The sequence below is a fragment of the Streptomyces diversicolor genome (assembly GCF_057537855.1).
In genome coordinates this window covers 21,439-47,032 of the sequence record NZ_BAAJXA010000061.1, presented here as the reverse complement: position 1 = coordinate 47,032, position 25,594 = coordinate 21,439, and the positions used below count along the sequence as shown (strand labels likewise).

The 25,594-nt window shown below is 72.9% G+C and carries 18 protein-coding genes; 7 read left to right on the top strand and 11 right to left on the bottom strand.

The features are described 5' to 3' along the window. Window positions 1-185: 185 nt before the first annotated feature. A complete protein-coding gene (locus AC27LF_RS41710; RefSeq protein ID WP_479661706.1) occupies window positions 186-1,985 on the bottom strand; it encodes a S9 family peptidase in 1,800 nt (599 codons plus the stop codon). Window positions 1,986-2,136: 151 nt separating this feature from the next. On the opposite strand from AC27LF_RS41710, the gene AC27LF_RS41705 reads away from it, so the two are divergent. Beyond that, window positions 2,137-2,928: an SURF1 family protein gene (locus AC27LF_RS41705; protein WP_479661707.1), complete on the top strand. Its 792-nt coding sequence runs from the start codon at window positions 2,137-2,139 to the stop codon at window positions 2,926-2,928. An 81-nt stretch (window positions 2,929-3,009) separates the two neighbouring features. On the opposite strand, the gene AC27LF_RS41700 is transcribed toward AC27LF_RS41705, so the two are convergent. The 7 genes from AC27LF_RS41700 to AC27LF_RS41670 all read right to left on the bottom strand — a co-directional run bounded on the left by AC27LF_RS41700 (window position 3,010) and on the right by AC27LF_RS41670 (window position 9,542). After that, window positions 3,010-4,077 (bottom strand): hypothetical protein, encoded by a 1,068-nt coding sequence (locus AC27LF_RS41700; protein WP_479661708.1) that lies wholly within the window; start codon window positions 4,075-4,077, stop codon window positions 3,010-3,012. Between the two features lie 131 nt (window positions 4,078-4,208). Continuing rightward, the gene (locus AC27LF_RS41695) at window positions 4,209-4,886 is read right to left on the bottom strand and encodes a SigE family RNA polymerase sigma factor (RefSeq protein WP_479661709.1); all 678 of its coding nucleotides are present in this window, start codon (window positions 4,884-4,886) and stop codon (window positions 4,209-4,211) included. Between the two features lie 424 nt (window positions 4,887-5,310). Continuing rightward, window positions 5,311-6,363, bottom strand: a complete 1,053-nt coding sequence (locus AC27LF_RS41690; RefSeq protein ID WP_404024884.1) for an aspartate-semialdehyde dehydrogenase — start codon at window positions 6,361-6,363, stop codon at window positions 5,311-5,313. Next, window positions 6,360-7,637 carry an aspartate kinase gene (locus tag AC27LF_RS41685; RefSeq protein WP_479661710.1) on the bottom strand — a complete coding sequence of 426 codons (1,278 nt, stop codon included), beginning with the start codon at window positions 7,635-7,637 and terminating at the stop codon, window positions 6,360-6,362. The genes AC27LF_RS41690 and AC27LF_RS41685 overlap by 4 nt, the downstream gene beginning before the upstream one ends. A gap of 213 nt (window positions 7,638-7,850) precedes the next feature. Further along, the gene (locus AC27LF_RS41680; protein ID WP_479661711.1) at window positions 7,851-8,510 is read right to left on the bottom strand and encodes a DUF5063 domain-containing protein; all 660 of its coding nucleotides are present in this window, start codon (window positions 8,508-8,510) and stop codon (window positions 7,851-7,853) included. Further along, window positions 8,503-9,102 (bottom strand): recombination mediator RecR, encoded by a 600-nt coding sequence (gene recR, locus AC27LF_RS41675; RefSeq protein ID WP_479661712.1) that lies wholly within the window; start codon window positions 9,100-9,102, stop codon window positions 8,503-8,505. The genes AC27LF_RS41680 and recR overlap by 8 nt, the downstream gene beginning before the upstream one ends. 95 nt (window positions 9,103-9,197) lie before the next feature. Continuing rightward, window positions 9,198-9,542, bottom strand: coding sequence for a YbaB/EbfC family nucleoid-associated protein (locus tag AC27LF_RS41670; RefSeq protein ID WP_479661713.1), 345 nt, complete (start codon window positions 9,540-9,542; stop codon window positions 9,198-9,200). A 245-nt stretch (window positions 9,543-9,787) separates the two neighbouring features. Between AC27LF_RS41670 and AC27LF_RS41665 the strand changes: the two genes are divergently transcribed. Further along, window positions 9,788-10,537 carry an SLATT domain-containing protein gene (locus AC27LF_RS41665; protein ID WP_479661714.1) on the top strand — a complete coding sequence of 250 codons (750 nt, stop codon included), beginning with the start codon at window positions 9,788-9,790 and terminating at the stop codon, window positions 10,535-10,537. Between the two features lie 100 nt (window positions 10,538-10,637). On the opposite strand, the gene AC27LF_RS41660 is transcribed toward AC27LF_RS41665, so the two are convergent. Together AC27LF_RS41660 and AC27LF_RS41655 are read right to left on the bottom strand one after the other, a co-directional pair. Then, on the bottom strand, window positions 10,638-12,167 hold the full coding sequence (locus tag AC27LF_RS41660) for a substrate-binding domain-containing protein (RefSeq protein WP_479661715.1): 1,530 nt from the start codon (window positions 12,165-12,167) through the stop codon (window positions 10,638-10,640). Window positions 12,168-12,343: 176 nt separating this feature from the next. Further along, window positions 12,344-14,515: a serine/threonine-protein kinase gene (locus AC27LF_RS41655; RefSeq protein ID WP_479661716.1), complete on the bottom strand. Its 2,172-nt coding sequence runs from the start codon at window positions 14,513-14,515 to the stop codon at window positions 12,344-12,346. A gap of 243 nt (window positions 14,516-14,758) precedes the next feature. On the opposite strand from AC27LF_RS41655, the gene AC27LF_RS41650 reads away from it, so the two are divergent. The 5 genes from AC27LF_RS41650 to AC27LF_RS41630 all read left to right on the top strand — a co-directional run bounded on the left by AC27LF_RS41650 (window position 14,759) and on the right by AC27LF_RS41630 (window position 20,969). Beyond that, a complete protein-coding gene (locus AC27LF_RS41650; RefSeq protein WP_479661717.1) occupies window positions 14,759-16,114 on the top strand; it encodes an aspartate aminotransferase family protein in 1,356 nt (451 codons plus the stop codon). Between the two features lie 110 nt (window positions 16,115-16,224). Next, entirely contained in the window at window positions 16,225-16,917 is a 693-nt protein-coding gene (locus tag AC27LF_RS41645; protein WP_479661735.1) for a GntR family transcriptional regulator, read from the top strand. After that, entirely contained in the window at window positions 16,914-19,340 is a 2,427-nt protein-coding gene (locus tag AC27LF_RS41640) for a dolichyl-phosphate beta-glucosyltransferase (RefSeq protein WP_479661718.1), read from the top strand. The genes AC27LF_RS41645 and AC27LF_RS41640 overlap by 4 nt, the downstream gene beginning before the upstream one ends. 80 nt (window positions 19,341-19,420) lie before the next feature. Further along, a complete protein-coding gene (locus AC27LF_RS41635) occupies window positions 19,421-20,071 on the top strand; it encodes a phospholipase D-like domain-containing protein (RefSeq protein ID WP_479661719.1) in 651 nt (216 codons plus the stop codon). Between the two features lie 49 nt (window positions 20,072-20,120). Further along, complete coding sequence (locus AC27LF_RS41630) at window positions 20,121-20,969, top strand: poly-gamma-glutamate hydrolase family protein (RefSeq protein WP_479661720.1); 849 nt, start codon at window positions 20,121-20,123, stop codon at window positions 20,967-20,969. An 82-nt stretch (window positions 20,970-21,051) separates the two neighbouring features. On the opposite strand, the gene AC27LF_RS41625 is transcribed toward AC27LF_RS41630, so the two are convergent. After that, window positions 21,052-25,593, bottom strand: coding sequence for a caspase, EACC1-associated type (locus AC27LF_RS41625; RefSeq protein ID WP_479661721.1), 4,542 nt, complete (start codon window positions 25,591-25,593; stop codon window positions 21,052-21,054). Between the last annotated feature and the right edge of the window lies 1 nt (window position 25,594).

The following is a 25,594-nucleotide window of genomic DNA, read 5'->3' as shown; positions in this document are numbered from 1 at the left end:
CGTCTCGCGTCGACCAACCGCACCGCCCGGCCCAACCCAGTCGGCCCTACCGCCCGGCCCCAGTCGGCCGAGTCGTCCCGCCCTCGACGAACAGGCCGGCCCCCGTCGGGCAGGCCGGCCCCCGTCGGTCGGGGTGAGCCATCAGCGACCTAGCCGCCCCCGGTTGCCCCCGTCGGTCAGGGCGGTTACGCCGGGAGGTGGTGGTGGGCGAAGGCTAGTTCCAGGCGGAACTGTTTGATGCGTTCGTCTACTACCAGGGAGCCGTGGCCCGCGTCGTAGCGGTAGACCTCGTGGATCGCGCCTCGGGATTCGAGTCGCTTGACGTAGTTGTCGATCTGGCGGATGGGGCAGCGTGGGTCGTTGACCCCGGCGGAGATGTAGACGGGGGCCTTGACGTCGTCGACGTAGGTGAGCGGGGACGAGGCGCGGAAGCGGTCGGGGACCTCCTCGGGCGTGCCGCCGAGCAGCGTGCGGTCCATGGCCTTCAGCGCCTCCATCTCGTCCTGGTACGCCGTCACATAGTCGGCGACCGGGACCACGGCGATGCCGACCGTCCAGGCGTCCGGCTGGGTGCCGAGGCCGAGGAGGGTGAGATAGCCGCCCCAGGAGGCGCCGGTGAGGACGAGCCGTTCGGGGTCGGCCAGGCCCGAGGACACCGCCCAGTCGCGGACCGCGGCCACGTCCTCCAGTTCGATCAGGCCGACCCGGTGCTTCAGGGCGTCCGTCCAGGCCCGGCCGTAGCCCGTCGAGCCGCGGTAGTTGATCCGCACCACCGCGTAGCCGTGGTCCACCCAGGCCGCCGGGCCCGCGGCGAACGAGTCGCTGTCGTGCCAGGTCGGGCCGCCGTGCAGGTCGAAGACCGTGGGGAGGGGGCCGCTGGCCCCGGCCGGTTTCTGGATCAACGCGTGGATGCGGCCGCCCGGTCCGGTCACCCAGGCGTCCTCCACCGCGACCGAGGGCGGGCAGGGCATCCCGGGCGGGTCAAGGACCACCCGGCCCGTCGTCGAACGCACCGCGGGCGGCTCGGCGGCCGAGGACCACAGGAACTCCACGCTGCCGTCGGGCCGGGCCGTCGCGCCGGAGACCGAGCCGGGCGGGGTCGGAATGCCGGTCAGCTCGCGGCTCGCCAGGTCGTAGCGGAACAGTTCGCTGCGCGCCTCGAAGCTGTGCGCGATGAGCAGCGCGCTGCCGTCCGGATACCAGTCCGCGCTCACGTCACCGGGGAGGTCCAGGGCCAGATCGGTCTCCTCGCCCGAGGCCACGTCCCAGACCAGGGGCTCCCAGCGGCCCCTTCTCTGGTGGCCGATGAGCAGCCGGGTGTCGCCGTCGACCGGGGCGAAACCCAGCACCTCAAGGCCCAGCTCCCGGGTGCCGCCCATGCTGTCGTCGAGTTCGGCGACCGTCGTGCCGTCCGGGCGCAGGACGCGCAGCGCGGAGTGCATCGCGTCGCCGTGCTCCGTGTGCTCGATCGCGATCAGCGAACCGTCGTGGGAGAGGTCGCCGACGCCCGCCGACTCGCGGTGGCGGTACAACTCGACCGGCTCCTCGCCGCCGCGGGCCACATGGATCGTCGTACCCTCCTCGTCCGTCGAGCGGCCGACGATCGCCGTGCGGCCGTCCCGGGAGAGGGCGAGGCCGGCCGGGTAGGAGGGTGCGAGGCCCGGCGTGGCGGGCTCGTCGGCGCCGCCCGTGAAGGGCTGCCTGCGCCACACGCCGAACTCGTCGCCGTCCTTGTCGTCGAACCACCAGATCCACGCGCCGTCCGGGGAGAGCAGCCCGTCCGTCGTGCCGTTCGGCCGGGCCGTCGCCTGGCGCTGCGCTCCCGTGGCGCGGTCCCACGCGTACAGCTCGTACGTCCCCGTCGCGTTCGACACGAACAGGGAGCGGTCGGGCGCGTCCTCCGCCCAGTCCGGCAGCGACACCCGCGGCGCGCGGAAGCGCTTCTCCCAGTCCGGCATGCTGCTCTCGTTCTTGGCCCCAGTCATGGCCCCATAGTGCCTGTTCCCACCGACCGTCCGCTGCCGAGTGCTCCCAGCCTGTGGACAACAGCCTGTGGACAACTTCCCCGGCGGTCGCGGCCCCGGCGGTCGCGGCCCCGGCGGCCGAAGCCGCGGCGGCAGCCCGTACCGTGGTGGCGTGTACCGGTTTCTGCTGACACCCCGCTGGTGGGGCATCAACGTCTTCGTGCTGCTCGCCATCCCGTTCTGCGTCTTCATGGGATCGTGGCAGCTGAGCCGGTTCGAGGACCGGGTGCAGGACCACCGTGACGCGACCGAGCAGGCCGCGGCGGGCAGCACGCAGCCGGCCCGCCCGCTGGCCGATCTGCTGCCCGTCGACAAGGCCACGTCCGGCAAGCGTGCCACCGCGACCGGCCGGTACGGCGAGCAGCTTCTCGTACCCGACCGGGAGCTGGACGGCAGGAGCGGCTACTACGTGCTGACGCTGCTGCGCACCGACTCCGGCACGGCGCTGCCCGTGGTGCGCGGCTGGCTGCCCGGCGCCGCGGACCCGGCCAAGGCGCCCGCCCCGCCGGCCGGCGAGGTCACCGTGACCGGTGCGCTCCAGGCGTCCGAGACGCCGGGCGACAACGGGGTCAGCGCCGCGAGCGGGCTGCCGTCGGGGCAGACGGCGGCGATCAGTTCGGCGTCCCTGGTGAACCTGGTGCCCTACCGGCTGTACGACGCGTGGATCACGCTCGACAAGGCCGATTCGGGGATGACTGCGGTGCCGGCGACGGCGCCCGGCGGCTCGGGCCTGGACCTGAAGGCGTTCCAGAACCTCGGCTACACCGGCGAGTGGTTCGTCTTCGCGGGTTTCGTGGTCTTCATGTGGTTCCGGCTGCTGCGCCGTGAGGCGGAGTTCGCCCGGGACGCCGAGCTGGGCCTGGTGCCGGACGAGGAGAAGGTCCCGAGCCCGTCCGGGGTGTGATCGGCCGGAAGCGCGCCGCGCCGTCCGCCGCCGGTGCCGGTGCGCTGGTGCCGGACGCCCGCGCGCGGCGGCGCGGCGAGATCATGACCCGGCCAGCACTCCGGTCCAGTAGACCGTTCCCGCGCACGCGTTGGGCACCGTCGTGGCGACGCTCGGCCCGCCCGCCTGGGCGGTGTGCAGCACCTGGATGCTGCCGTCGGTCGTGCCGTCCTCGGTGAGCAGCTGCGTGCTGGTGCCGGACGTGCCGCCGGTGGAGGTGCCGCCGGTGGTGCCCGGGTCCGAGCTGGGGCTCGGGTCGGCGCTGGGCCCGCCGGTCTCCGAGCCACCGGTGCCGCCGCCGGTGGGACAGGTCTCCGAGGGCACGAAGGCGAACTTCTCCTCGTAGGCGCTGCCGGGCGCGAGGAGCAGGCCGGTGCTCTCCTGGGACGGGTCGGGCAGGCCGGCCGCGGCGTCACCGGCGACATGCCGGACGGCGCTGATCTTGGCCGGGTCCGCCGCGCCCTGGGCGAGGACGCTCACGGTGCCCGCGCCGCCGACCTGGCAACTGGTGCCGGAGACGTTGGTGAGCCGGAAGGAGCCGTAGACGACGCCCGTGGAGTCGGGCGCGGCCACGGTGCCGGCGCCCTGGCCCAGCTGGGTCGCCGTGCACAGCGGGGCGCCGGCGCGTTCGGGGGCCGAGGGGCCGGTGCCGCCGGTCGAGCCGCCGCCGGTGGCGTGCCCCTTGTCGCGTTCCTCGTCCTTCGCGCCGCCCGTCGGCCGGTCGGTGGTCCTGCCGCTCTCGCCGCCGGTGGCGCGCTCGCCGCCGTCCGGCTCCTTGCCCTGGCCAGCACCGCCCTGGGCCTGCGACGCCTGGCCGGCGATGGAGGTGTTGGGGTCGGTGCCGCCGGAGTTGGAGACGTGGACGAGGGCCGGGACGGCGGTGCCGACGAACAGGGCCGCGGCCGCCATGCCGACCGCCGCGTGCCGCTTGCGGGCCCGCCGGGCGGGCACCGCGCGCCGCAGATGGTCCAGTGTGCCGTCGCGCGGCTCCAGGTCCTCGACCGCCGCGTGCAGCAGCCTGCGCAGGCCCAGTTCGTCGTGGTCCAGCCCGTCGAGCCCGTCGAGCCCGTCGAGCCTCTCGGGGCCCTTGTCGTCGGGGCCGTGGTTCACAGTTGCGTTCCCAGCGTGCGATGGCGTGTGCTCTTGCTCGTGCCGCGGCGGCGGCTCGTGCCTGCCGTGGGGCTCCTGACGGCCGTGGGAGTCGCCCGGTTCGAGACCCTCGGGACCCTCGGGACGTTCGCTCATGCGGTCGCCTCCATGGCCAGCCGCAGCGCCGCGATGCCGCGGGAGCCGTACGCCTTCACCGAACCCAGCGAGATGCCGAGCGAGTCGGCGACCTGCGCCTCGGTCATGTCCGCGAAGTAACGCAGCACCAGGACCTCGCGCTGGCGGCGCTGGAGTCCCTTCATCGCCTTGATCAGGGAGTCGCGCTCCAGCTGGTCGTACGCGCCCTCCTCCGCGCTCGCCATGTCGGGCATCGGCTTGGAGAGCAGCTTCAGACCGAGGATGCGGCGGCGCAGCGCGGAGCGGGACAGGTTGACGACCGTCTGGCGCAGATAGGCGAGGGTCTTGTCCGGGTCACGGACGCGTTTGCGGGCCGAGTGGACGCGGATGAACGCCTCCTGGACGACGTCCTCGCAGGAGGCGGTGTCGTCGAGGAGGAGCGCGGCGAGGCCGAGCAGCGAGCGGTAGTGCGTCCGATAGGTCTCGGTGAGGTGGTCGACGGTGGTGCCGACCGCCGCAGCGGTCTCCTCGGCTCCGTCGCGCTGGCTGGGGATGCGGGCGGGCCGCGCTGCGGGCATCGGCGCGATCACCGGCATGCCGCCGGGCGCGCCGGGTATGCGGGGACGCAGCGCCGCGGGGCGGGGCCGCAGGGTCGTGCCGCGCACCGCGCTGCTGAAGTCGAGTACCTCTGCCACGCCAGTTGGACACGCTCACCCCCGAAGGGGTTGTACGTGCCGGACGTCACTTTCGCGTCGGGCGGCCTGGCCGATGCTCTCTTCGCAGCGGGCAGCACGCCCGACAGTGCCTTATATGTCGCCATGCGCCCCGTTCTTCCCCTGTGTCCCATATGAACGGGCGTCCCCACGCCCTGATCACGGCGTCCCCACGCCTGGATCATCGCGCCCCGACGCCCCGGCGGGGCGAGCTCAACGCCCCGAAGGAGCGAGAGCAAAGACGCTCCCCGCCCTGCACGCGGTTGCGCGAAGGCGGGGAGGAAAATCTTCGGACGCCCGGGGCATCCAGTTCAAGTGGTCCGGACCATGCTTCCGGCCACATCCCTGCGCAGATCCTACAAATCGATCCGCCGACGGCCGGGGCATTTCCTGTGCCGCCGCACCCTCACGAGAACTCCGCCGCCACCAACTCCGCGATCTGCGCGGTGTTGAGCGCCGCCCCCTTGCGCAGATTGTCGCCGCACACGAAGAGTTCGAGGGCCGTCGGGTCGTCCAGCGCGCGCCGCACCCGGCCCACCCAGGTCGGGTCGGTGCCCACCACATCGGCGGGGGTGGGGAACTCACCGGCGGCCGGATTGTCGAACAGCACGACGCCCGGCGCCGTGGCCAGGATCTCCCGGGCGCCGTCCACGGTGACCTCGCCCTGGAAACGGGCGTGCACGGTCAGCGAGTGCGTGGTGACCACCGGCACCCGCACACAGGTCACGGCGACCGGCAGCTTCGGCAGTCCGAGGATCTTGCGGGACTCGTCCCGCACCTTCATCTCCTCCGACGACCAGCCGTCCTCCCGCAGCGATCCGGCCCAGGGCACCACGTTCAGCGCGACCGGCTCGGGGAACGGCCCGGTGCTGTCCCCCACGGCCCGCCGCACATCACCGGGGCTCGTCCCCAGCTCCGTGCCCGCGACCAGGGACAGCTGGGCCCGCAGCGTCTCCACGCCGGCCCGGCCCGCGCCGCTCACCGCCTGGTACGACGACACCACCAGCTCGCGCAGCCCGAACTCGGCGTGCAGCGCGCCCAGGGCGACGATCATCGACAGGGTCGTGCAGTTGGGATTGGCGACGATGCCGCGCGGCCGGACCCGGGCCGTGTGCGGATTGACCTCGGGCACCACCAGGGGCACGTCCGGGTGCATCCGGAAGGCGCCGGAGTTGTCGACCACCACCACGCCCTTGGCCGCGGCGATCGGCGCCCACTGCGCGGAGACCTCGTCCGGTACGTCGAACATGGCGACGTCGACGCCGTCGAAGGCCGCCTCGGACAGGGCCACCACCTCGACCTCCTCGCCGCGCACGGCCAGCTTGCGGCCGGCCGAGCGCGCCGAGGCGATCAGACGGATCTCGCCCCAGACGTCCGCGCGCTGGGACAGGATCTGGAGCATCACCGTGCCGACGGCTCCGGTCGCTCCCACGACCGCGAGCGTCGGGCGTACGGTCATCGGCCGGTGCCCCCGTAGACGACGGCCTCGTCGCTGTCGGAGTCGAGACCGAAGGCGCTGTGCACCGCGCGGACGGCCTCGGGCACGTCGTCGGCCCGGGTGACCACCGAGATACGGATCTCGGATGTCGAGATCAGCTCGATGTTCACGCCCGCGTCGGACAGCGCCTCGAAGAACGCCGCGGTGACCCCGGGGTTGGTCTTCATGCCGGCGCCGACCAGGGAGATCTTGCCGATCTGGTCGTCGTAGCGCAGGGAGTCGAAGCCGATGCCCGGGCGGTTCTTCTCCAGGGCGTCGATGGCCTTGCGGCCCTCGGTCTTCGGCAGTGTGAAGGAGATGTCCGTCAGGCCCGTGGCCGCGGCGGACACGTTCTGCACGACCATGTCGATGTTGATCTCGGCGTCGGCGATCGTACGGAAGATGGAGGCCGCCTCACCGGGCTTGTCGGGCACGCCGACGACCGTGATCTTGGCCTCGGAGGTGTCGTGCGCGACACCCGAGATGATGGCCTGCTCCACCTTCTTTTCCCCTTGCTCGATGGGCTCGCTGCTGACCCACGTGCCCTTGAGCCCGCTGAAGGAGGAACGGACGTGGATCGGGATGTTGTACCGGCGTGCGTACTCCACGCAGCGGTGGAGCAGCACCTTCGACCCGGACGAGGCCAGCTCCAGCATGTCCTCGAAGGAGATCCAGTCGATCTTCCGGGCCTTCTTCACCACCCGCGGGTCGGCGGTGAACACGCCGTCCACGTCGGTGTAGATCTCGCAGACCTCGGCGTCGAGCGCGGCGGCGAGCGCCACGGCCGTCGTGTCGGACCCACCACGGCCGAGGGTGGTGATGTCCTTCTTGTCGGCGCTGACGCCCTGGAAACCGGCGACGATGGCGATGTTGCCCTCGTCCAGCGCCGTACGGATGCGGCCCGGGGTGACGTCGATGATCCGGGCTTTGTTGTGGACCGAGTCGGTGATGACGCCCGCCTGGCTGCCGGTGAAGGACTGGGCCTCGTGACCCAGGTTCTTGATCGCCATGGCCAGCAGGGCCATGGAGATACGCTCTCCGGCGGTCAGCAGCATGTCGAACTCACGCCCCGCAGGCATCGGGGATACCTGCTCGGCGAGATCGATCAACTCGTCCGTCGTGTCGCCCATCGCGGAAACGACCACAACCACCTGGTTGCCGTTCTTCTTCGCTTCCACGATCCGCTTGGCGACGCGCTTGATGCCCTCGGCATCGGCTACGGAGGAGCCTCCGTACTTCTGCACGACAAGGCCCACGTGCGCTCCTCGCTCATTTCGTCGATTGCCCGCCCAGTCTAACGAGCGTCCGAAATTCCCCTCCCGAGTACCGCATGGTGAGATGTCCGGTCGCCGCGCCGAGCGCTGTCCGGTGAGTCCCTGCCCACTATCGCGCCGCTGAAGACAGCGCGTTGATTTTTTCCCCCCGTTCCGCGGGGCTGCGTCCCTTCGGGGCCGGGCCGGACCGGACCGCTACCGGCGCGAGCGCAGTCCGAGCGGGGTGGCGATCTCCTGCTGCATCACGCGGCCCGCCTCGATCTCCAGGGTGTCGTCGCCCATGCCCTGGTCGGTGTCGAGGCCGTCCAGCTCCTCCAGGGGCTGGTCCAGCCGGACATGCGCGAGGACCGAGTGCAGGGCGCGCAGGGTCGCGGAGGCGGTGGAGCCCCAGTTGGAGAAGTAGGAGAACTGCCACCACCACAGCGCTTCCGTGGTGCGGCCCGCGCGGTAGTGCGCCATGCCGTGGCGCAGATCGGTGATGACGTCCGCGAGGTCGTCGGAGATACGGGCGGGCACCGGCGCGGTACGCGGCTCGTAGGGGTCGAAGACCTCCGAGTAGACGTCGACCGGCTCCAGCAGCCGGGCCAGGTTCTCGCGCAGCCCGTCCACGTCCGGGTCCGGGCCCGTGTCGGTCTCGTAGCGCTCGTCCGGGACGATGTCCTCGTGCGCGCCGAGGCGCCCGCCGGCCAGCAGGAGCTGGGAGACCTCCAGGAGCAGGAAGGGGACCGCCGAGTCCGGCTCGTCGCCCTTGGCCACCTCCGTGACGGCCACCAGGAAGCTCTCCACCTGGTCCGCGATCTGGACCGCGAAGTCGTCCGGGTTCTGCGTCGTGGCGTGCAGCGTGGCGTCAGACATCTAGGAGTCGTCTCCCCTCGAAGGCGCGGCCGAGGGTGACCTCGTCCGCGTATTCCAGGTCGCCACCCACCGGGAGGCCGCTGGCCAGGCGGGTGACCTTCAGGCCCATGGGTTTGATCATGCGGGCGAGGTACGTGGCCGTCGCCTCGCCCTCAAGGTTGGGGTCCGTGGCCAGGATCAGCTCGGTGACCGTGCCGTCGGCCAGGCGGGCCAGGAGCTCCCGGATGCGCAGATCGTCCGGGCCCACGCCCTCGATCGGGCTGATGGCGCCGCCGAGCACGTGGTACCTGCCACGGAACTCACGCGTCCGCTCGATCGCCACCACGTCCTTCGGTTCCTCGACCACGCAGATGACCGAGGGGTCCCGGCGGGTGTCCCGGCACACCGCGCACAGCTCTTCCTGCGCCACGTTCCCGCACGCCGCGCAGAAGCGGACCTTCGCCTTCACCTCCAGGAGCGCCTGGGCCAGCCGCCGTACGTCCGTCGGCTCGGCCTGCAGCACGTGGAAGGCGATCCGCTGCGCGCTCTTGGGACCGACGCCGGGCAGCCGCCCCAGTTCGTCGATGAGGTCCTGGACCACGCCTTCGTACAACGGACTGCCCTTCCTGGAGTCTTTCCCGGTACGTACGGTAGATGGCTGCCGCCCGTCCTAGGAAGGCGGTACGGGTGTCCTGCCGGTGGCGAACGTCAGAACGGCAGACCCGGGATGCCGCTGCCGCCGCCCAGGCCCTGCGCGAGCGGGCCGAGTTTCTGCTGCTGGAGCGCCTGCGCGTTCTCGTTGGCCGCGTGCACGGCGGCGACGATCAGGTCGGCGAGGGTCTCGGTGTCCTCCGGGTCGACCGCCTTGGGGTCGATCTTCAGCGCCCGCAGTTCGCCGGCGCCGGTCACGGTGGCCGTCACCAGGCCGCCGCCCGCCTGCCCGGCGATCTCCGTGTTCGCCAGTTCCTCCTGGGCCTTCGCCAGTTCCTCCTGCATCTTCTGGGCCTGCTGGAGCAGCTGCTGCATATTGGGCTGGCCACCACCGGGAATCACGATCAGCTCCTGGTTCGATCTCGTCTTCCTCCGTTGAGCACGAGCCTACGTGGTCCACGCGGCCCTCGCCCCGCCACTCTTTCGGGTGAGAACGTGCTGACTCCTATACCTGATCAAGGCCCCCTTCCGGGCGGAAAAGCAGCGAAAGCGCCACCTTCGCCACCCATTGGGCGGTAGGAAGGACGCCGCGCGTCAGCATCCGATGTCACACAACGTGACCGGTCGTGATCAGTAGGGAGTGCCGGGTGGGTCAGCCGGAGATGCAGCCCGAGGGTCCGCCTCAGGACGGGCGGGGCGAGGGCGCGGCCGGGCTGCGTCCCGGCGACCTGGCCGGCCGGGCCTTTCCGCTCGGGGACTGGGCGGAACCGATCGAACGGCTCGACGAGCTGTACCGGTGGGTGGAACGGGGTGCTCTGGAGACGGCGGCGTGGTATCTCGCGGACCGGGTGTGGAAGCGGCGGGCCGCGCGGGGGCTGCGGGCCGGGGCGGCGGCGGGCGCGGTGGGCGGGGCCGCGCTGCCCCTGCTGGATCTGACCGGGGTGATCGCCGGGGCGGCGCCCTGGGGGTATCTGGCCCTGGTGCTCGCGGTGGCCTGCCTGGGGGTCGACCGGTTCTTCGGGGTGACGTCCGGGTGGATGCGGGACGTGGCGACCGCGCAGGCCGTGCAGCGGCGGCTTCAGGCGCTGCAGTTCGACTGGGCGTCGGAGAGCGTGCGCGAGGTGCTGGGGCCAGCGGAGGGCACGGCGGCGGAGGCCGCCGACCGGTGCCTCGGGGTGCTGCGGCGCTTCTCGGAGGACGTGACCGAACTGGTGCGCACAGAGACGGCGGACTGGATGGTGGAGTTCCGCACCGGAACGGCTCCCCTCGGACTCCAGGCGGCCCTGCCCAGCGGCCCGCGCCCCGACACCCCCGGCACGCCGAGCCGCTTCCCCGCCCCGCCCGGCACCCCCACCCGCCCCAACATGCCCCGCCAACGCCCCCCGGAGCCCCGGTGACCCGGCGACCCGGCGACCCGGCGACCCGGCGACCCGGCGACCCCAGTGGTCCCGGAGAGCCCGCGCCGACGACGGCCCAGGCACCCCCAGGGCGTTCCGGTCAGGCGCAGAGCTTCATTCCCTCGGGGGTCCAGCAGGGGACATGGCCGTGGGTGCGGATGATGTCCTGGCCGTTTCCGCGGGACAGATAGGTCAGGAAGCTGGAGACCAGGGAGTCGGCGGGCGGCTGGCCGTAGGTGTAGGCATACTCGATCTCCCGGTACGGGTACGGGCTGCCGCCGTGTTCGATGTCGTCCACCGACGGGGCGTCGCCGTCGAGGCTCAGGACGTGCAGGCCCGCCGTGGAGTCCGCGAGGTTCAGCTCGCTGTAGCCGATGGCGCCCGGCAGCTTCGCCACCTGGGTGAGCACCTGCTCCGTGGAGTCCAGTTCGCAGCGCGGCACCGTCGCCGTCGGGTCGTCCACGGTGACGCAGTCCACGGACGAGTTGGCCGTCTCGCCCCGGCCGAGCACCCGCCGCTGGAAGACCTGCCGGGTACCGGAGTTGGCGTCCCGGCTGACGAGGTGGACCTTGAGGTCCGGGCCGTCCAGCTGCCGCCAGTTGGTGATGTCGCCGCGGTACAGCCGCCGCACCTGGGCCGTGGTGAGGTTCTCCAGGCCCACCTTGTCGTTCACCACCAGCGCGAAGACCGACACCGCGATCCGGTTCTCGCGCAGTTCGGGCATGTCGTTCGGCTTGGGGCCGTCGGAGAGTGCCACCAGCGGCGGCGAGCCCTTCTTGTGCCACTGGGCCCCGGTGGCGTCCAGTTCCCGGATGCCCGCCGTCGATCCGTGCGGGTCCACGGTGATGGCCGAGTCCGCGCAGTCCGCCTCGTACTTGTCCGCCACCTCCCGTAGGACGGGCGCGAACGCCGTGGAGCCGGTGACGGTCAGCGAGCCGCCGGCGCAGCCGATCGGCGGGGGCGTGTCGTCCCGGGCCACGACGATGGTGGCGAGCGTGACGACGCAGACGGTGAGCATGATGGTGATGAGCCGGGAGGCCCGGCTGAACAGCGGCGGCTTGTCGTCCGGCGTGGCGGAGCGGTTGGGGTGGACCTCGCCCTCGCGGAGGCCGCCCGTGATGCGTATCGGCCGCCCGACGTCGCCGCCCGACAGCAGCACCAGCAGCTTGAAGTGGTCCCCCCTGTTGAGCGGGACCCGCGGGATGCGCAGGCTGTTGCCGGAGTAGGAGAAGCCGCGGTCCGCGGTGAAGTGGTCCATCAGGTGGTCGGTGTGGGTCGGCTGGGTGACCGACACGCCGCGCACCGTCCGGTCGGTGAACACCGCGGTCAGACCGTGCTGTTCGGGCCCCGTGTAGTCGTCCCGGTCGATGCCCTGCGAGCCGTCGTTCTCCACGCGCAGCAGCACGAGCGTGGCGTCCGCCATGTCCGGTGCCTCGTCGAACAGGCCCAGCCGCCGGTTGAGACGGCCCGACCGCTCGTCGTCCCCTATGGGGTTGTCCATCTGGACGCGGTAGCCGATCCGTTTGCGGCGCGGCACCCGGCGCTCGTACCAGACCATGCCCGCCGACGCGACGATGCCCAGCAGCGCCGTCCCGACGGCTACGACGTTCTCCGTGCTCAGCCACTCCATGTGGGTGCCCCCGCCACTCCCCGGAGTCAAGGTGGGGTCACCGTACGCGCACGGGAGCGGACAATCCGGTCTGGTCCGCAGAAGTTCGCCGGACGTTCAACCGGCCTGCGCAGCAGGGGAGTTCGGCGCACGGTGGCCGGCACGGGGCCGGCCGGGCGGCCACGGCGCCGCCGCGCTCACCGCCGGGTGTACGTCAGGCTCTCCCCGCCGTCCGGCTTCGTGCGCCGCAGCCGGCCGTCCGGCAGCAGCGTGACCACGGTGGCCTCGCCGGGGCTGCACGACGACAGCGGTTCGCCGGAGGCGACGGTGGACGGGCCGATCCGCAACGGGCCGTCACCGCTGGGCTGTTCAGCCAGCTTCGCCTCGAACACGCAGTGGTAGGTGCCGCCGCCCTCGGCGGGCCCGTCGGCGACCAGGGTCAGCACGGTGTCGCCCACTCTCCCCTGGGTGATGGTGAGTTCGCGGGTGTTGTGCCCGGCGGCGTTCTCGATCGACGTCTCCCACGTGCCCAGGTACGCGGCCGGGACCACGCCGTCCGCGGGCGCCGTGTCCGTGGGCGACGGCGTCCCGCCGGTGGGTCCGCCGCCGGTCGGCGGGGCGGAGGTGGCGGTGCCGCGGCCGCCCTTGTCGTCGGTGGTGCCGCCCCCGTTCAGCAGCGCGTACACCGAGCCGCCCGCGGCGAGCGCGACGACCAGCGCGATCACGACGAGCAGCGCCGTGGACCGGCCGCTGCGCCGCTCGGGCTCCTGCCCGCCCGGTCCGTACGGGCCGACCGGCGGGGGGCCGTACGGCGGAGTGGGGCCGGGGCCGCCGGCGTACGGCTGGTGCGGGTAGCCGTACCCGGCCGGCTGGGGGTGCTGCTGCGGGTGCCCGTGGCCGTACGGACCCGCAACCCCCGCGGACCCGAACCCGCCGGGGACGCCGTACCCGGAGTGCGGGGCCGCGCCGGGCCCGGGCGTACGGCCGACGGCCACCGCCGGAGGCCGGCCGCCCGCCGGCCCCCCAGCCGAGCCCTCCGACACCGACGGAGCGGCGCCGTCGGTGACAGCGGCATGCTCCGGAGCCCCCGAAGCACCACCCCCCGCCCCAGCGGCGGAACCGGCAGCGGCCGAAGCGGAAGCGGCGGGATGGGGAGCCGCGGGATCAGGAACTCCCGAAGCGGGAGCGGATGGGCCGGGAGCACTTGGTTTGGGAATGAACGGCATGCGGGTCTGGACCGCCGTGCTGCCGTCCCGGGCGGGCGCATCACCACCCCCCGCCGGATGTCCGCCGGACGCCCCCGCGCCGCCCGCGCCCTGGACGCCCGCCCGATCCGAGCCCTCAGCCCCGTCCGCGCACCGAACCCCCGCCGCACCCAGCGCGCCCGCCGGGTTCACGCCCCCGGCGTCCGCCGGACCCGGTGTCGGTGCCCCCGGCGAGGGCTCGGTTTCTGGGTTTTCTGTTTCCAGCAAGCGGACCGCGTGGCGGCCGAGTTGGGCTACCAGGGTGGCGGGGAGCCAGGGGTCGCGGGAGCGGCCGTCGGACACCGTGTCCTCCGCGCCGGTGCGTTCCAGGATCGAGTCCAGCGTCGGCCGTGCGGCCGGGTCCTTGCGCAGGCAGTCGCGGACGAGGTCGGCGATGCCCTCGGGGACGCCCGCGAGGTCGGGTTCCTCCTGGGCGATGCGGAACATCAGGGCGTGCACCCCGCTGCCGGGGCCGCCGAAGGGAAGCGCGCCGGTCGCCGCGTAGGCGAGCACCGAACCGAGGCAGAAGACGTCGCAGGCGGGCGTGATCCGGTCGCCGCGCACCTGCTCGGGCGCCATGAACCCGGGCGAGCCGACCAGCGAGCCGGTGCGGGTGAGCCCGTCCCCGGCCGGCGCCTCCAGCGCCCGCGCGATCCCGAAGTCGATGACCCGCGGCCCGTCGATGGTCACCAGCACATTGGACGGTTTGAGGTCGCGGTGGACGATCCCGGCGGCGTGGATGTCCTGGAGCGCGTGCGCGAGCCCGGCGGCGAGGATGCGCACCGTGCGCTCGGGCAGCGCACCGTGCTCGCGCCCGACGACCTGCTCCAGGCTGGGCCCGGCGACGTACCCGGTGGCCACCCACGGCACGGCCGCCTCGGTGTCCGCGTCCAGGACCGGCGCCGTCCAGTGGCCGCCGACCCGCCGGGCGGCCCGCACCTCCTGCCGGAACCGTGCCCGGAACTCCTCCTGCGCGGCCAGTTCCTCGCGCACCAGTTTCACCGCGACGGTACGGCCCCGCTCCGACCGGGCCAGGTACACATGCCCCATCCCGCCCGCGCCGAGCCGCGCCAGCAGCCGGTACGCCCCGATCCCGCGCGGATCCCCGGGTCCCAGCTTCTCCACGGAACCGCCGCCTCCCCCCGTACGTCAGCCTCGGACCGAGAATAGTGCGGCCCTGGAAGGAGTCGCCCAGGGTGGTCCGCACGGTTCCGGCACCCCCCGGTCCGGGCGGCGGGCGGCCCGCCGCCGGGCCCGGTCCCGGGCGCGACGAGGCCGCCGGCGTCGACAACCTGTCGCATAAACCCCCCGGCCACGGAACAGGACGCCGATGTCCGCTCCGCGCCGCGGGCCTCTACGCTCGCGAGCATGACCCCTCAGCCCCGCCCCGACGCCGGCGCCGCCGTGAAGGCCGCGGACCGCGCGCATGTGTTCCACTCCTGGTCCGCTCAGGACCTCATCGACCCGCTCGCCGTGGCCGGCGCGGAAGGGTCGTACTTCTGGGACTACGACGGCACGCGGTACCTGGACTTCACCAGCGGGCTCGTCTTCACCAACATCGGCTACCAGCACCCGAAGGTGGTCGCCGCGATCCAGGAGCAGGCCGCCTCCCTGGCCACGTTCGCGCCCGCGTTCGCGGTGGAGGCCCGCTCCGAGGCGGCCCGGCTGATCGCCGAGCGGACACCCGGCGACCTCGACAAGATCTTCTTCACCAACGGCGGCGCCGACGCGATCGAGCACGCCGTCCGCATGGCCCGGCTGCACACGGGCCGCCCGAAGGTGCTGTCGGCGTACCGCTCCTACCACGGCGGCACCCAGCAGGCGATCAACGTCACCGGCGACCCGCGCCGCTGGCCCTCCGACAGCGGGTCGGCCGGGGTCGTCCACTTCTGGGCTCCGTTCCTCTACCGCTCCCGCTTCTACGCCGAGACCGAGGAGCAGGAGTGCGCCCGGGCGCTGGAGCACCTGGAGACCACGATCGCCTTCGAGGGCCCGGACACCGTCGCCGCGATCGTCCTGGAGACCATCCCGGGCACGGCGGGCGTCATGGTGCCGCCGCCGGGCTATCTCGCGGGCGTGCGGGAGCTGTGCGACACGTACGGGATCGTCTTCGTCCTGGACGAGGTCATGGCCGGGTTCGGACGGACCGGTGAGTGGTTCGCGGCCGATCTGTCCGGCGTCGTACCGGACCTGATGACCTTCGCCAAGGGCGTGAACTCCGGCTATGTGCCGCTCGGCGGCGTCGCCATCTCCGAAGAGATCGCCGAGACCTTCGGCAAGCGCGCCTATCCGGGCGGTCTGACGTACTCCGGCCATCCGCTGGCCTGCGCCGCCGCCGTCGCCACCCTCACGGTGATGGAGGAGGAGGGCGTCGTCGCCAACGCGAGGCGGCTGGGCGCGACCGTGGTGGAACCGGGGCTGCGCGCACTGGCCGAGCGGCACCCCAGCGTGGGCGAGGTGCGCGGCGTCGGCATGTTCTGGGCGCTCGACCTGGTCAAGAACCGCGAGACCCGGGAGCCGCTGGTGCCGTACAACGCGACGGGCGAGGCGAACGCCCCGATGGCCGCGTTCGGCGCCGCCGCCAAGCGGCACGGCCTGTGGCCCTTCATCAACATGAACCGCACCCATGTCGTGCCGCCCTGCAATGTCTCCGAGGCCGAACTGAAGGAGGGGTTCGCGGCCCTGGACGCGGCCCTCAGCGTGGCCGACACCTACACGGAGTGAGGGTCCCCGCAGCACCGATTCCCACCGGGCGCAACCCGAACGCGTAAGGTGGCGTGCTCGTAGACATAAGCGAGTACGTCACCCGCACGTGTGAGGAGAGGTCGCCGACCATGCCCGGCAACGGCGCCGTGACGCGCAGCACCCTGCGCCAGCAGATCGCGGACGCGCTGCGTGACGAAGTGCTCGCCGGCCGGCTCCAGCCGGGGCGGGAGTTCACGGTGAAGGAGATCGCCGAACAGTACGGCGTGTCGGCGACCCCGGTCCGTGAGGCGCTGGTCGACCTGTCCGCGCAGGGCATCCTGGAGGCCGACCAGCATCGCGGCTTCCACGTCCCCGAGTACTCGCTGACCGACTACCGGGGCATGGTCGAGGCCCGCAGCCTGGTCACCGACGGCATGTTCCAGGCCCTCGCCGACGGCCACGGCGCCTTCCAGGACCCGGCCGACCAGCGGACCACGGCGGCCCTGGCCACGGTCCGGCGGCGCGGCGAGGAGGCACGGCGCGCGGCGGGCGCCGGCGATCTGAGCGTGCTCATCGGTTACGACCTGCGTTTCTGGCGGGAGCTGAGCGCCCTGTTCGGCAACCCCTACCTCGCCGACTTCCTGCACCGGCTGCGCCTGCTGTCCTGGGTGTGCGCGGTGCAGCACCTGCGCCGCCTGCCGGACCTGCGCGGTCTGCTGTGGTCCGGCCACACCGAACTCGTCGACGCGCTGACGCGGCGGGACGCCGCCGCGGCCCGCGCGGTCGTCACCGGCTACAACACGCACTCCCTCGCCGTCATCGAGCGGCTGGCGGCCCGGTGAGCGTCCGTAGCGGGGCGGTCGACCTCACCGTGGTCGTGCCCGCCTACAACGAGGAGGCGCGCCTCGGTCCCACCCTCGCCGCCATCACCGGCTACCTGGGCGAGAGCGAGGGCCGCTGGGGCGAGTGGGAGGTCGTCGTCGCCGACGACGGCTCGACCGACGGCACCCGTGACGTCGTCACCCGGCTCGGGGATCCACGGATCCGGCTGGTCAGCGCCCCGCGCAACCGCGGCAAGGGCCACGCGCTGCGGCTCGGGGTCGCCGACTCCCGCGGCCGGCGGGTGCTGGTCACCGACGCCGACCTGGCCGCCCCCATCGAGGAGCTGGAGCGGCTGGACAAGGCGCTCAGCGAGGGGAACGCGGTGGCGATCGGTTCGCGTTCCGTGCCGGGCGCGGACATCGCCCACCGGCAGCACCGCGTCCGCGAATGGCTCGGCCGGGCCGGCAACCTGCTGATACGCGCGACCGCGGTGCCCGGCATACGGGACACCCAATGCGGTTTCAAACTGTTCGACGGCGAGCGGGCGCGCACGGCGTTCGCGGACTCCCGGCTCGACGGCTGGGGCATCGACGTCGAAGTGCTCCAGCGTTTCCACCGCTCGGGCTGGCCGATCGCCGAGGTCCCGGTGCGCTGGAGCCACCAGCCCGGTTCGAAGATCGGCCCGCTCGACTACGCGCGCGTGCTGGCCGACCTGGCCCGGCTGCGGGCCCGCGCGCTGCGCCCCGCCGATCTGCTGGCGGCCGTCCTGTTCCTGCTGATGGCGGTCCTCCTGTACTCGGGCCGCCTCTTCGACCCGGCCCACCGCTACCTCCCGGACTCGCTGCAGGACCAGAACCAGTGGGAGTGGTTCTTCGCGGTGACGGCCGACAACGTCGCCCATCTGCGCAACCCGCTCTTCACCGACCTTCAGGGCTTCCCCGACGGCGTCAACCTGATGGCCAACACGGTCATGCTGGGCCTGTCCGTGCCGTTCGCGCCGCTCACCCTGCTGGCCGGACCGGCGGTCTCGCTGAGCGTGTGCATGGCGCTGGGGCTGGCCGCGACCGCCGCCGCCTGGTACTGGCTGATCGTGAAGCGGGTGGTGCGGCAGCGGGCCGCCGCGTTCCTCGGCGCGTCGCTTGCGGCCTTCGCCCCGCCGATGGTCAGCCACGCCAACGCGCACCCCAACTTCGTCGTCCTGTTCATGATCCCGCTGATCATCGACCGGGCCCTGCGGCTGTGCGCGGGCACCCGGGTGGTGCGGGACGGGATCGTGCTGGGCCTGATGGCGGCGTACCAGGTCTTCCTCGGCGAGGAGCCGCTGCTGCTCGCCTCGGTCGGCATGCTGCTGTTCGCCGCCGGCTACGGCGTCGTCCGCCCGGACGTGGCACGGCGGTCCTGGCGGCCCCTGGCCAAGGGGCTGCTGATCGGCGCGGCGGTGTGTCTGCCGCTGGTCGCCTTCCCGCTGTACTGGCAGTTCGCAGGACCGCAGAGCTACCACAGCGTCCTGCACGGCGAGAACGCGGGCAACAGCCCCCTCGCGCTGCTCGCCTTCGCCGAGCGTTCCCTGTTCGCCGGTGACGCGCAGGTCGCGGGGTCCCTCTCACTCAACCCCACGGAGCAGAACGCCTTCTACGGCTGGCCGCTGGTCGCCCTCGCCTTCGCGATCGTCGTACGGCTGTGGGAGCGGGCCCTGGTCAAGGCGCTGGCGTTCACGGCGGTGGCCGCCGCACTGCTGTCGCTCGGCCCGAAGATCCGCATCCCGCTCACCGACACCGTCGTGACCGGCCCATGGGCGGCGCTCGCCCACCGGCCGCTGTTCGAGTCGGTCATCGAGGGCCGCGTCGCGATGATCTGCGCGCCCGCGCTGGGCATCCTGCTCGCGATCGCCGTGGACCGGCTGGCCGCGACCCGCGCCGCGGCGAGCCAGTACGTCGGGCTGCTCGGCGTCGCCCTGGCGCTGCTGCCGCTGGTCCCGGCGCCGCTGAAGTCCGTGCCACGGGCGCCGGTGCCGGCGTTCATCGCGGACGGGATGTGGAAGCCGTACGTCCGCCCGGGTGAGTCGCTGGTCCCGGTGCCGCTGCCCGATCCAGGCGCCGCGGAGGCGCTGCACTGGCAGACAGCGGCCGGCCTCGGCTTCAAGCTGCCCGGCGGCTACTTCAACGGCCCCTACGGCGAGGACCGCATCGGCATCTACGGCGCGTCCCCCCGCTACACCTCCACCATGCTGCGCGAGGTGCGCTACAGCGGCCTCGTACCGGAGATCGGCACGAACTGGCGGGCGCAGGCCCGGCGGGACTTCGCGTACTGGAAGGCGGGCGTCCTGGTGCTCGCCCCGCAGACCAACGACGGTCCGCTGCGCGAGGCCGTGGCGAAGCTGACCGGCAGGCCGGGCAAGTGGACCGGCGGCGTGTGGGTATGGGACCTGCACGAGGGGAGCTGACCCCGCGCCGCACCGACTACCCTTCCCTGACCACCTGCTGTGCGCGCCTGCGCGCCGCGTGCCGATGCGAGGAGCCCTCTTTGGCCTGTGACCTGTGGCTGGTGCCGCTCGTCGACGTGTTGTGCCACACCCCCGACAACCCGTTCGCCGAGGAACTCGCGCAATACAACAAGGTGCTCGCCGAGTCCGGACTGCCGCCGGTGCCGGTGTACCAGTACATGCCGGGCCTGTCCGGGGACGTCGCCCCGGTGGCCGGCTTCGACTACGACGCGCTGCACTTCCTGCGCCGGGCCCATCTGCTCCAGGTGTGCGGGCTGCCGGTGACCCCGGTGGACGAACTGGGCGGTGACTACGAGCAGTTGCTGGAGATGTTCGAGTCGACGGCCCAGCAGTCGCACCTGGTCTGGCACTACGACCACGCCGGCGCCTATGTCCCGGTCGACTTCCCGCAGCCGCTGTCCAACGACGAACTGCTCGCGGGCGGCGGCCCGTTGGGCTCCTCGCAGGCGCTGCTGCGGGAGCTGGAGCAGGTGGCACCGGCGATCGGCATCGACCCGGCCAACCCGCCGGCCGCCCCCGAACCGCCGAGCGCGCCCACGGAACTGGAGGAGCCGGCCGTGCCCGCGCCGTACGACCCGAGCCCGTTCGCCCGCGAACGGCACGTCTGGCTCGGGCTGCACGCCGCGGCCACCCGGAGCCTGGCCCAGGGCTCGATGATCGTCTTCAGCTGACGGTCCGATCCCGGGGAGCGCGGTCGCGCCCTCTGTCATCATCGGCAAGGTGATCACGGCTTCCCGACGCTCCGTCCTGACCGTCCTCGCCGCCGCCGGACTCGGCACCGCGCTGCCCACCGCGCTCGGTGCCGCGCCCGCGTCCGCCGCGAGCGACCTGTACGCCTCCAACACGGACCTGTACCGCGGGCTCGCCGGGCGCGAGGGCATCGACTTCGCCCGCCGCTACCGGCGGCACGCGTACACCGACGACGACCAGGCGGGCGCGCCGGGCTCGTACGGCAGAACCGCGGTCCTCGCCCCGCACGGCGGCGGCATCGAGGGCGGCACCTCCGAACTGTGCCTGGGCATAGCGGGTTACGACCCGAAGGACCTCACCCCCCGCTACGGGCCGGGGGCGCCGCTGTTCGACTACTGGATGTTCGAGGGCATCAGATCCAGCGGCAACTCCGAACTCCACGTCACATCCACCCACTGCGACGACCGGGTGGCCCTCGCGCTCGCGGCCGGCGCCCTCAACGTGGTGAGCGTGCACGGCTGTACGGCCGCCCAGGCGGGCGCCCCCGCATCCCGTCCCGAGGCGGTGGTGATCGGTGGCCGCAACACCGCCCTGCGCCGGTACCTCGGCGAGGCGCTGGACGCGGCGGGCGTCCAGACGATCGACGCGTCCGCCGACGACGACATCGCCGGGGTCTCACCGGACAACATCTGCAACCGGACGCTGCTCGGCATGGGCGCGCAGCTGGAGCTGACGACCGAGCTGCGGGCGGCCATGTTCGGCACCAACACCCTCAAGGGCAGGGCCGGTTCGGTCAACGCGGAGTTCTGGAGGTTCGCGGACGCGGTACGGGCGGCGGTGGCCCGCATGGAGGCGGGCCCGTCCCAGGTCATCCTCTGACGGAACGGCGGAACGGCGGAACGGCGGAACGGCGGAACGGCGGAACGGCGGAACGGCGGAACGACGGAGCGGTCCCGGGCGGTCAGCCGCAGGACTTGCGCGCGGACAGGTGCGGGAACAGCCGCTCCCACTGGTCCTGCGGGACGCTCAAGGGGTACGCCTCGCACATCTGCCGGTAGAGGTGGTCGGTGTCGAAGTCCAACACGTAGGTGTTTCTGCCGGCGAGGGAGCTGCCCCAGGTCCGCTCCACGCTCACCGCCAGCCAGCGAGGGCCCTCGGGTGAGTCCGAGCGGGGTACCTGAACGTCCTTCGCGTTCGTCAGCTCGACGAACTCCGGGGTGTCCCACCTGCCGTCCGGGCCGACGGTCCAGATGCGGTACGGGTCGCCCGTCACCGCATGGCGGCCGTCCGGAGTCATGGAGATGGAGGAGATCTCACGGTCGAAGAGCAGGTCGCGCTTCTTCCTCGGATGGATGGGGTCGGTGACGTCCCAGAACTCGACGGTGCCGTCGCTGAGCGCGGTCGCCAGCTCTCCCTTGTCGGTGGGGAAGTAGTCGCCGGGGGCTCCCGGAAGCAGGGTGCCCCCGACCGGGTGCGCGGGGCGGGACAGGTCCCACACGTGGATGTTGTCCCCGACGTCCTCGGTGACGAGATACCCGGACACGGCGTCGTACATCGCGCTCTTCATCTGCGCCACGCCCTTGATGCGACCGCCTTTGCGGGGCCGGGCCGGGTCGGAGAGGTCCCACAACCGGAGGTCCTCTCCGCGCTCGACGGTCGCCAGTGAGTGGTTCCCCGCGAACCAGAGTTCTCCCGAGCTGAAGAGGCCCTGGCTGACCGGTGCGTCGACCGTGCCGACGCGTACCGGTTTCGCCGGGTCCTCGATGTCGTACAGGGCGATGCCGCGTTCCTCCGCCGAGCCCGCGGCCAGCAGCCGGCCGTCCGGGCTCACCACGACGTGCGGGACGTCGGCGGCGAGGCGGATGCTGCCGCCCCTCACCGGCCCGCCGTCGGAGCCGAACTCCCAGAACTGGAAGGTGTGCTCCAGTCCCTTCGTCCAGTAATGAGCGAGGAGGACGGGCGTCTTGGGGACTTTCAGGAAGTAGTTCGCCTGCCAGCCCTTCGGCAGGGTGTAGCGGACCTTCGGCGCGTGCGGGTCACCGATGTCCCACACGCGCGTCGTGCTCGTGTAGTCGGCGTTGTCGGTCTGGGCGAGGACCAGTCCGCCGTCGCCGCTGAAGGCACTGGTGCCCGCCTCGGCGATGGACGGCACCGTGCCCTCGATCGAGGACGCCCAGGCCCGGCCGGGCCACAGCCGTATCTCGCCGGCCACGTCACCGGCCGCGAGATACCGGCTGTCCGGGCTGTAGGCGACCGACTGGGCGGGCTCGCCCGTCGGCAGCTCGGAGAGGGACGGCCAGTTCTCCACGTCCGACACCTCTCGGGTCACGTCGCCCCGGTGCACGCCGTTGTCCCGGTCCGCACCCGCGAGGAGTCTGCCGTCCGGGCTGAAACTGAGCGAGGGAATGCCGTCCGGGTCCGTGCCCCAGTAGTCCCGGTACTCCTCCACCCGGACGCGCCGCAGGTCCCGTCCGCCCACCAGCTCCCACCAGGCGACCTTCCCACTGGCCCCGGTCGCGACGACCAGGTCGCGCTTCGGATGGGCGGCGACCGCCGTGACCGTCTCGGCCCGCTCGGTGTCCCGCAGCACGGGCCGGTCCGGATCGGTCAGGTCCCACAGCCGCACCTGAGCGGGCGCCGTGCTCCGGCCTTCCCCTCCGCCGTTACCGGTGATCAGGTGACGTCCGTCGCGCGTGAACGCCAGTGAGATCACCGCCGCCCCGGCGATCGTCCGCTCCAGCCGAAGCGCGGGGTGCCCCGGGTCGCTCACGTCCCACAGCCGGAGCCGTCCCGCCGCGCTGCCCGCCGCGAGCGTCCTGCCGTCCCCGCTGAACGCCAGGGAGTACGTCTGGCCTTTGGCGATCGACAGCCGCGCCACCCGCTCGGGGTGCCGCACATCCGTGGTCCGCCACAGCGTCAGCGACGTCGCCGTCTGTGCGGCCAGCAGCCGCTGACGCGGGTGGTAGGCGATGACCGCGTTGCCGTCCACCCGGAACTGCCCCGCCTCCACCGGCACCGACGGCTTCGAGACGTCCCACAGCCGCACCTTCCCGCCTCTGTGGCTGGCGGCCAGCACGTCACCGTCCGGGCTGTAGGCCAGGTTGAGGACCGGCTTGCGCTCCGCACCGGCGGGGGTGAGGTGCGTCGGCGTCACCGTCGTCGCCGCCGCGTACAGGCTCGACCGGGTCTCCGAGGTCTGCGCCGTGCGGTACGCGGCGAGGCTCAGGCGCAGGGCCGTCTGTGGGTCGCGCTCGCGCATGACGTCGGCCTGCGCGGCCAGTTCCCTCGCGATCAGGCTGCGTTCCCGGTCGGCCGCCTGGCCGTTCTCGTAGAACGCCCAGCCCGCCAGCGACGCCGCCACCAGGGCGAGGGCGGACAGCCCGGCGATCCAGGCCCGGGTGATCCGTCGCCGACGCCGCTGCGCGTGGTCGGCCGCGCTGACGAAGTCCCGTACCACCTGCCGGACCGGCAGGCGGGCGGACTCCTCGGAGGACTCCTCGTCGACGAGTGCCTTCGCCTCGTCCAGGCCGGTGCCCGTCCACAGCCCGCTGCCGTGGTCGGACCAGGACTCCGCCGCCTCCGTCAGCCGCCGCAGCCGCAGCAGGTCACCGCGCACCTCGTCGATCCAGTCCCGCAGCCGCTGCCAGGCGTAGAGCAGCGAATCGTGGCCGAGCTGTGCCCCGCCCTGCTCGTCCACGACGACGAGGCGGGCGTCGGCGAGACGGCGCAGCAGGTCCTCGGAGCCGGCCAGTTCCTCCCGTGGGACGCGGCGGCGCACCAGCCGTCCCTCGCCGTCGGCGACCTGGACCATGGCCAGCATCAGCCGGCGCAGACGGGTCCGGCCCGGGTCGTCGAGGGCGGCGTAGATCCCTTCGGCGGTCCGGGCGACGGCGTCGCGGATGCCACCGGTGTCCTGGTAGGCGGCGTAGGTGAGCGTCGTACCGTCCCGCCGCAGCCATATCTCCCGCAGCGCGTGGGCCAGGAACGGCAGCGCCGCCGCGTCGCCCGGCCCGCCGCCCGCCCGCTCCTCGGTCACCTCCCGCCTGAGGATGCGCGGCACGCCCTCCTCCCACTGAAGCCCCTCGTAGCGGGCCGGTCCCACGATGGCCGCCTCGACCTCGGCGTCGTCGAGGGCGGGCACGGTGAAGTGGTCCCGCGCCACGAGCGGGGCCAGATGACGGTCGCGCAGGGCGTCGTCGTGGTAGTCGGCGCGCAGGGCCAGCACGATGCGGGGGCCGGGTACGGCCGCGAGCGCGGCGGCGAAGCGCTCCCGCTCGGTGCCGTCCGCGCCGTGCGTGAAGTACTGCTCCAGCTGGTCGACGATCAGGACTCCGGGCGCCCTGACGGCCTCGGGGCCGGGGGCGGGGCGGCTGAACCGGCCCTCCGCCAGGTCCCGCACGACCTCGCCGAGCGGTCGGTCCACGGCCGCCGCCCAGGCCTCCGCCAGCGCCCGGAACGGCTGCGCGCCCGGCGCGGGCACGATCCGCACGGCTCCCAGGCCGGCGTCCTCGGCCGCCACGCTCAGCCCGGCCCGCAGCAGCGAGGACTTGCCGACGCCCGACGTGCCGAGCACCACCAGCGGCTCGCCGGGCCGGGTCCGCTCGACGCGCCGCAGCAGCTCGCGGGTCACCTTCTGGCGGCCGAAGAAGAGGTGATGCTGCTCGGGGAGGAAGGGCACGATGCCCGGATACGGGCTGACCGCGTCCGGGTCACCGGGAGTGGGAGCGACCCTGGGGCTGGGGGTGTAACGGCGGTTGGCCGTGAGCACCAGCTCCGCCATACGGGCCGTGCCGCCGCCGTACGGCCGGGCGGGGCCGCCCTGGAGCCGCTGGTCGAGGAGCCGGTAGAGGCTGCCCGGCGTCAGCCACCGGGGGCCGCCCGCGTCGCCCTGCCGCAGCAGGTTCAGCAGCTCGCCGGTGAACAGGGTGTACTCGGCTCCGTCGGGGGCGTAGGCCAGCGAGTCGCGCAGGGCGGAGGCGAGCAGATAGCTGCCCTGGGGACGGCTGCCGCCGAACGGGTCCGAGGCCGGCGGGCGGCTCGGTTCCCGCGCGTTTCCGGCGAAGCAGCAGTCGAGGACGACGAGCGGGTCCGCCGGCCCGTCGCTGAGATAGCGCTCGATCTCGTCGTACGGGACGGAGTGCGCCGTGTCGGTGAGGGAGCCGGTCGCCGCGGTCGCCAGATACAACCGTCCGCCCGGCCCGCGCAGTCCGTGGCCGACATGGCAGAAGACGACGGTTCCGCTCTCGTACCGCCCCTGCGTGGGACCGGCGAGGTCCACGGCCTCGGCGAGTGCGGCGAGGACCTCGCTCGGCGACTCGGGATCGCACAGCAGCCGGATCCGGTCGCCCATGCCGCACTCCGTGGCCAGCACCTCGGCCAGGGCCCGCGCGGACGGCACGGCGGACGGCAGCGGCGCCAGCCCCTCGCCGGGGTGGCGTCCGGTGCCGACCACCACCGCCCGGCAGCCGGGCCCGTGCAGGTCCGGCCTCCCCCGTAACGGCATG

Excerpts from the sequence above, each read along its gene's own strand:
- AC27LF_RS41710 (WP_479661706.1), bottom strand. The coding sequence starts at position 1,985 with ATGACTGGGGCCAAGAACGAGAGCAGCATGCCGGACTGGGAGAAGCGC.
- AC27LF_RS41690 (WP_404024884.1), bottom strand. The coding sequence starts at position 6,363 with ATGACCGTACGCCCGACGCTCGCGGTCGTGGGAGCGACCGGAGCCGTC.
- AC27LF_RS41680 (WP_479661711.1), bottom strand. The coding sequence starts at position 8,510 with ATGTCTGACGCCACGCTGCACGCCACGACGCAGAACCCGGACGACTTC.
- AC27LF_RS41660 (WP_479661715.1), bottom strand. The coding sequence starts at position 12,167 with ATGGAGTGGCTGAGCACGGAGAACGTCGTAGCCGTCGGGACGGCGCTG.
- AC27LF_RS41650 (WP_479661717.1), top strand. The coding sequence starts at position 14,759 with ATGACCCCTCAGCCCCGCCCCGACGCCGGCGCCGCCGTGAAGGCCGCG.
- AC27LF_RS41645 (WP_479661735.1), top strand. The coding sequence starts at position 16,225 with ATGCCCGGCAACGGCGCCGTGACGCGCAGCACCCTGCGCCAGCAGATC.
- AC27LF_RS41625 (WP_479661721.1), bottom strand. The coding sequence starts at position 25,593 with ATGCCGTTACGGGGGAGGCCGGACCTGCACGGGCCCGGCTGCCGGGCG.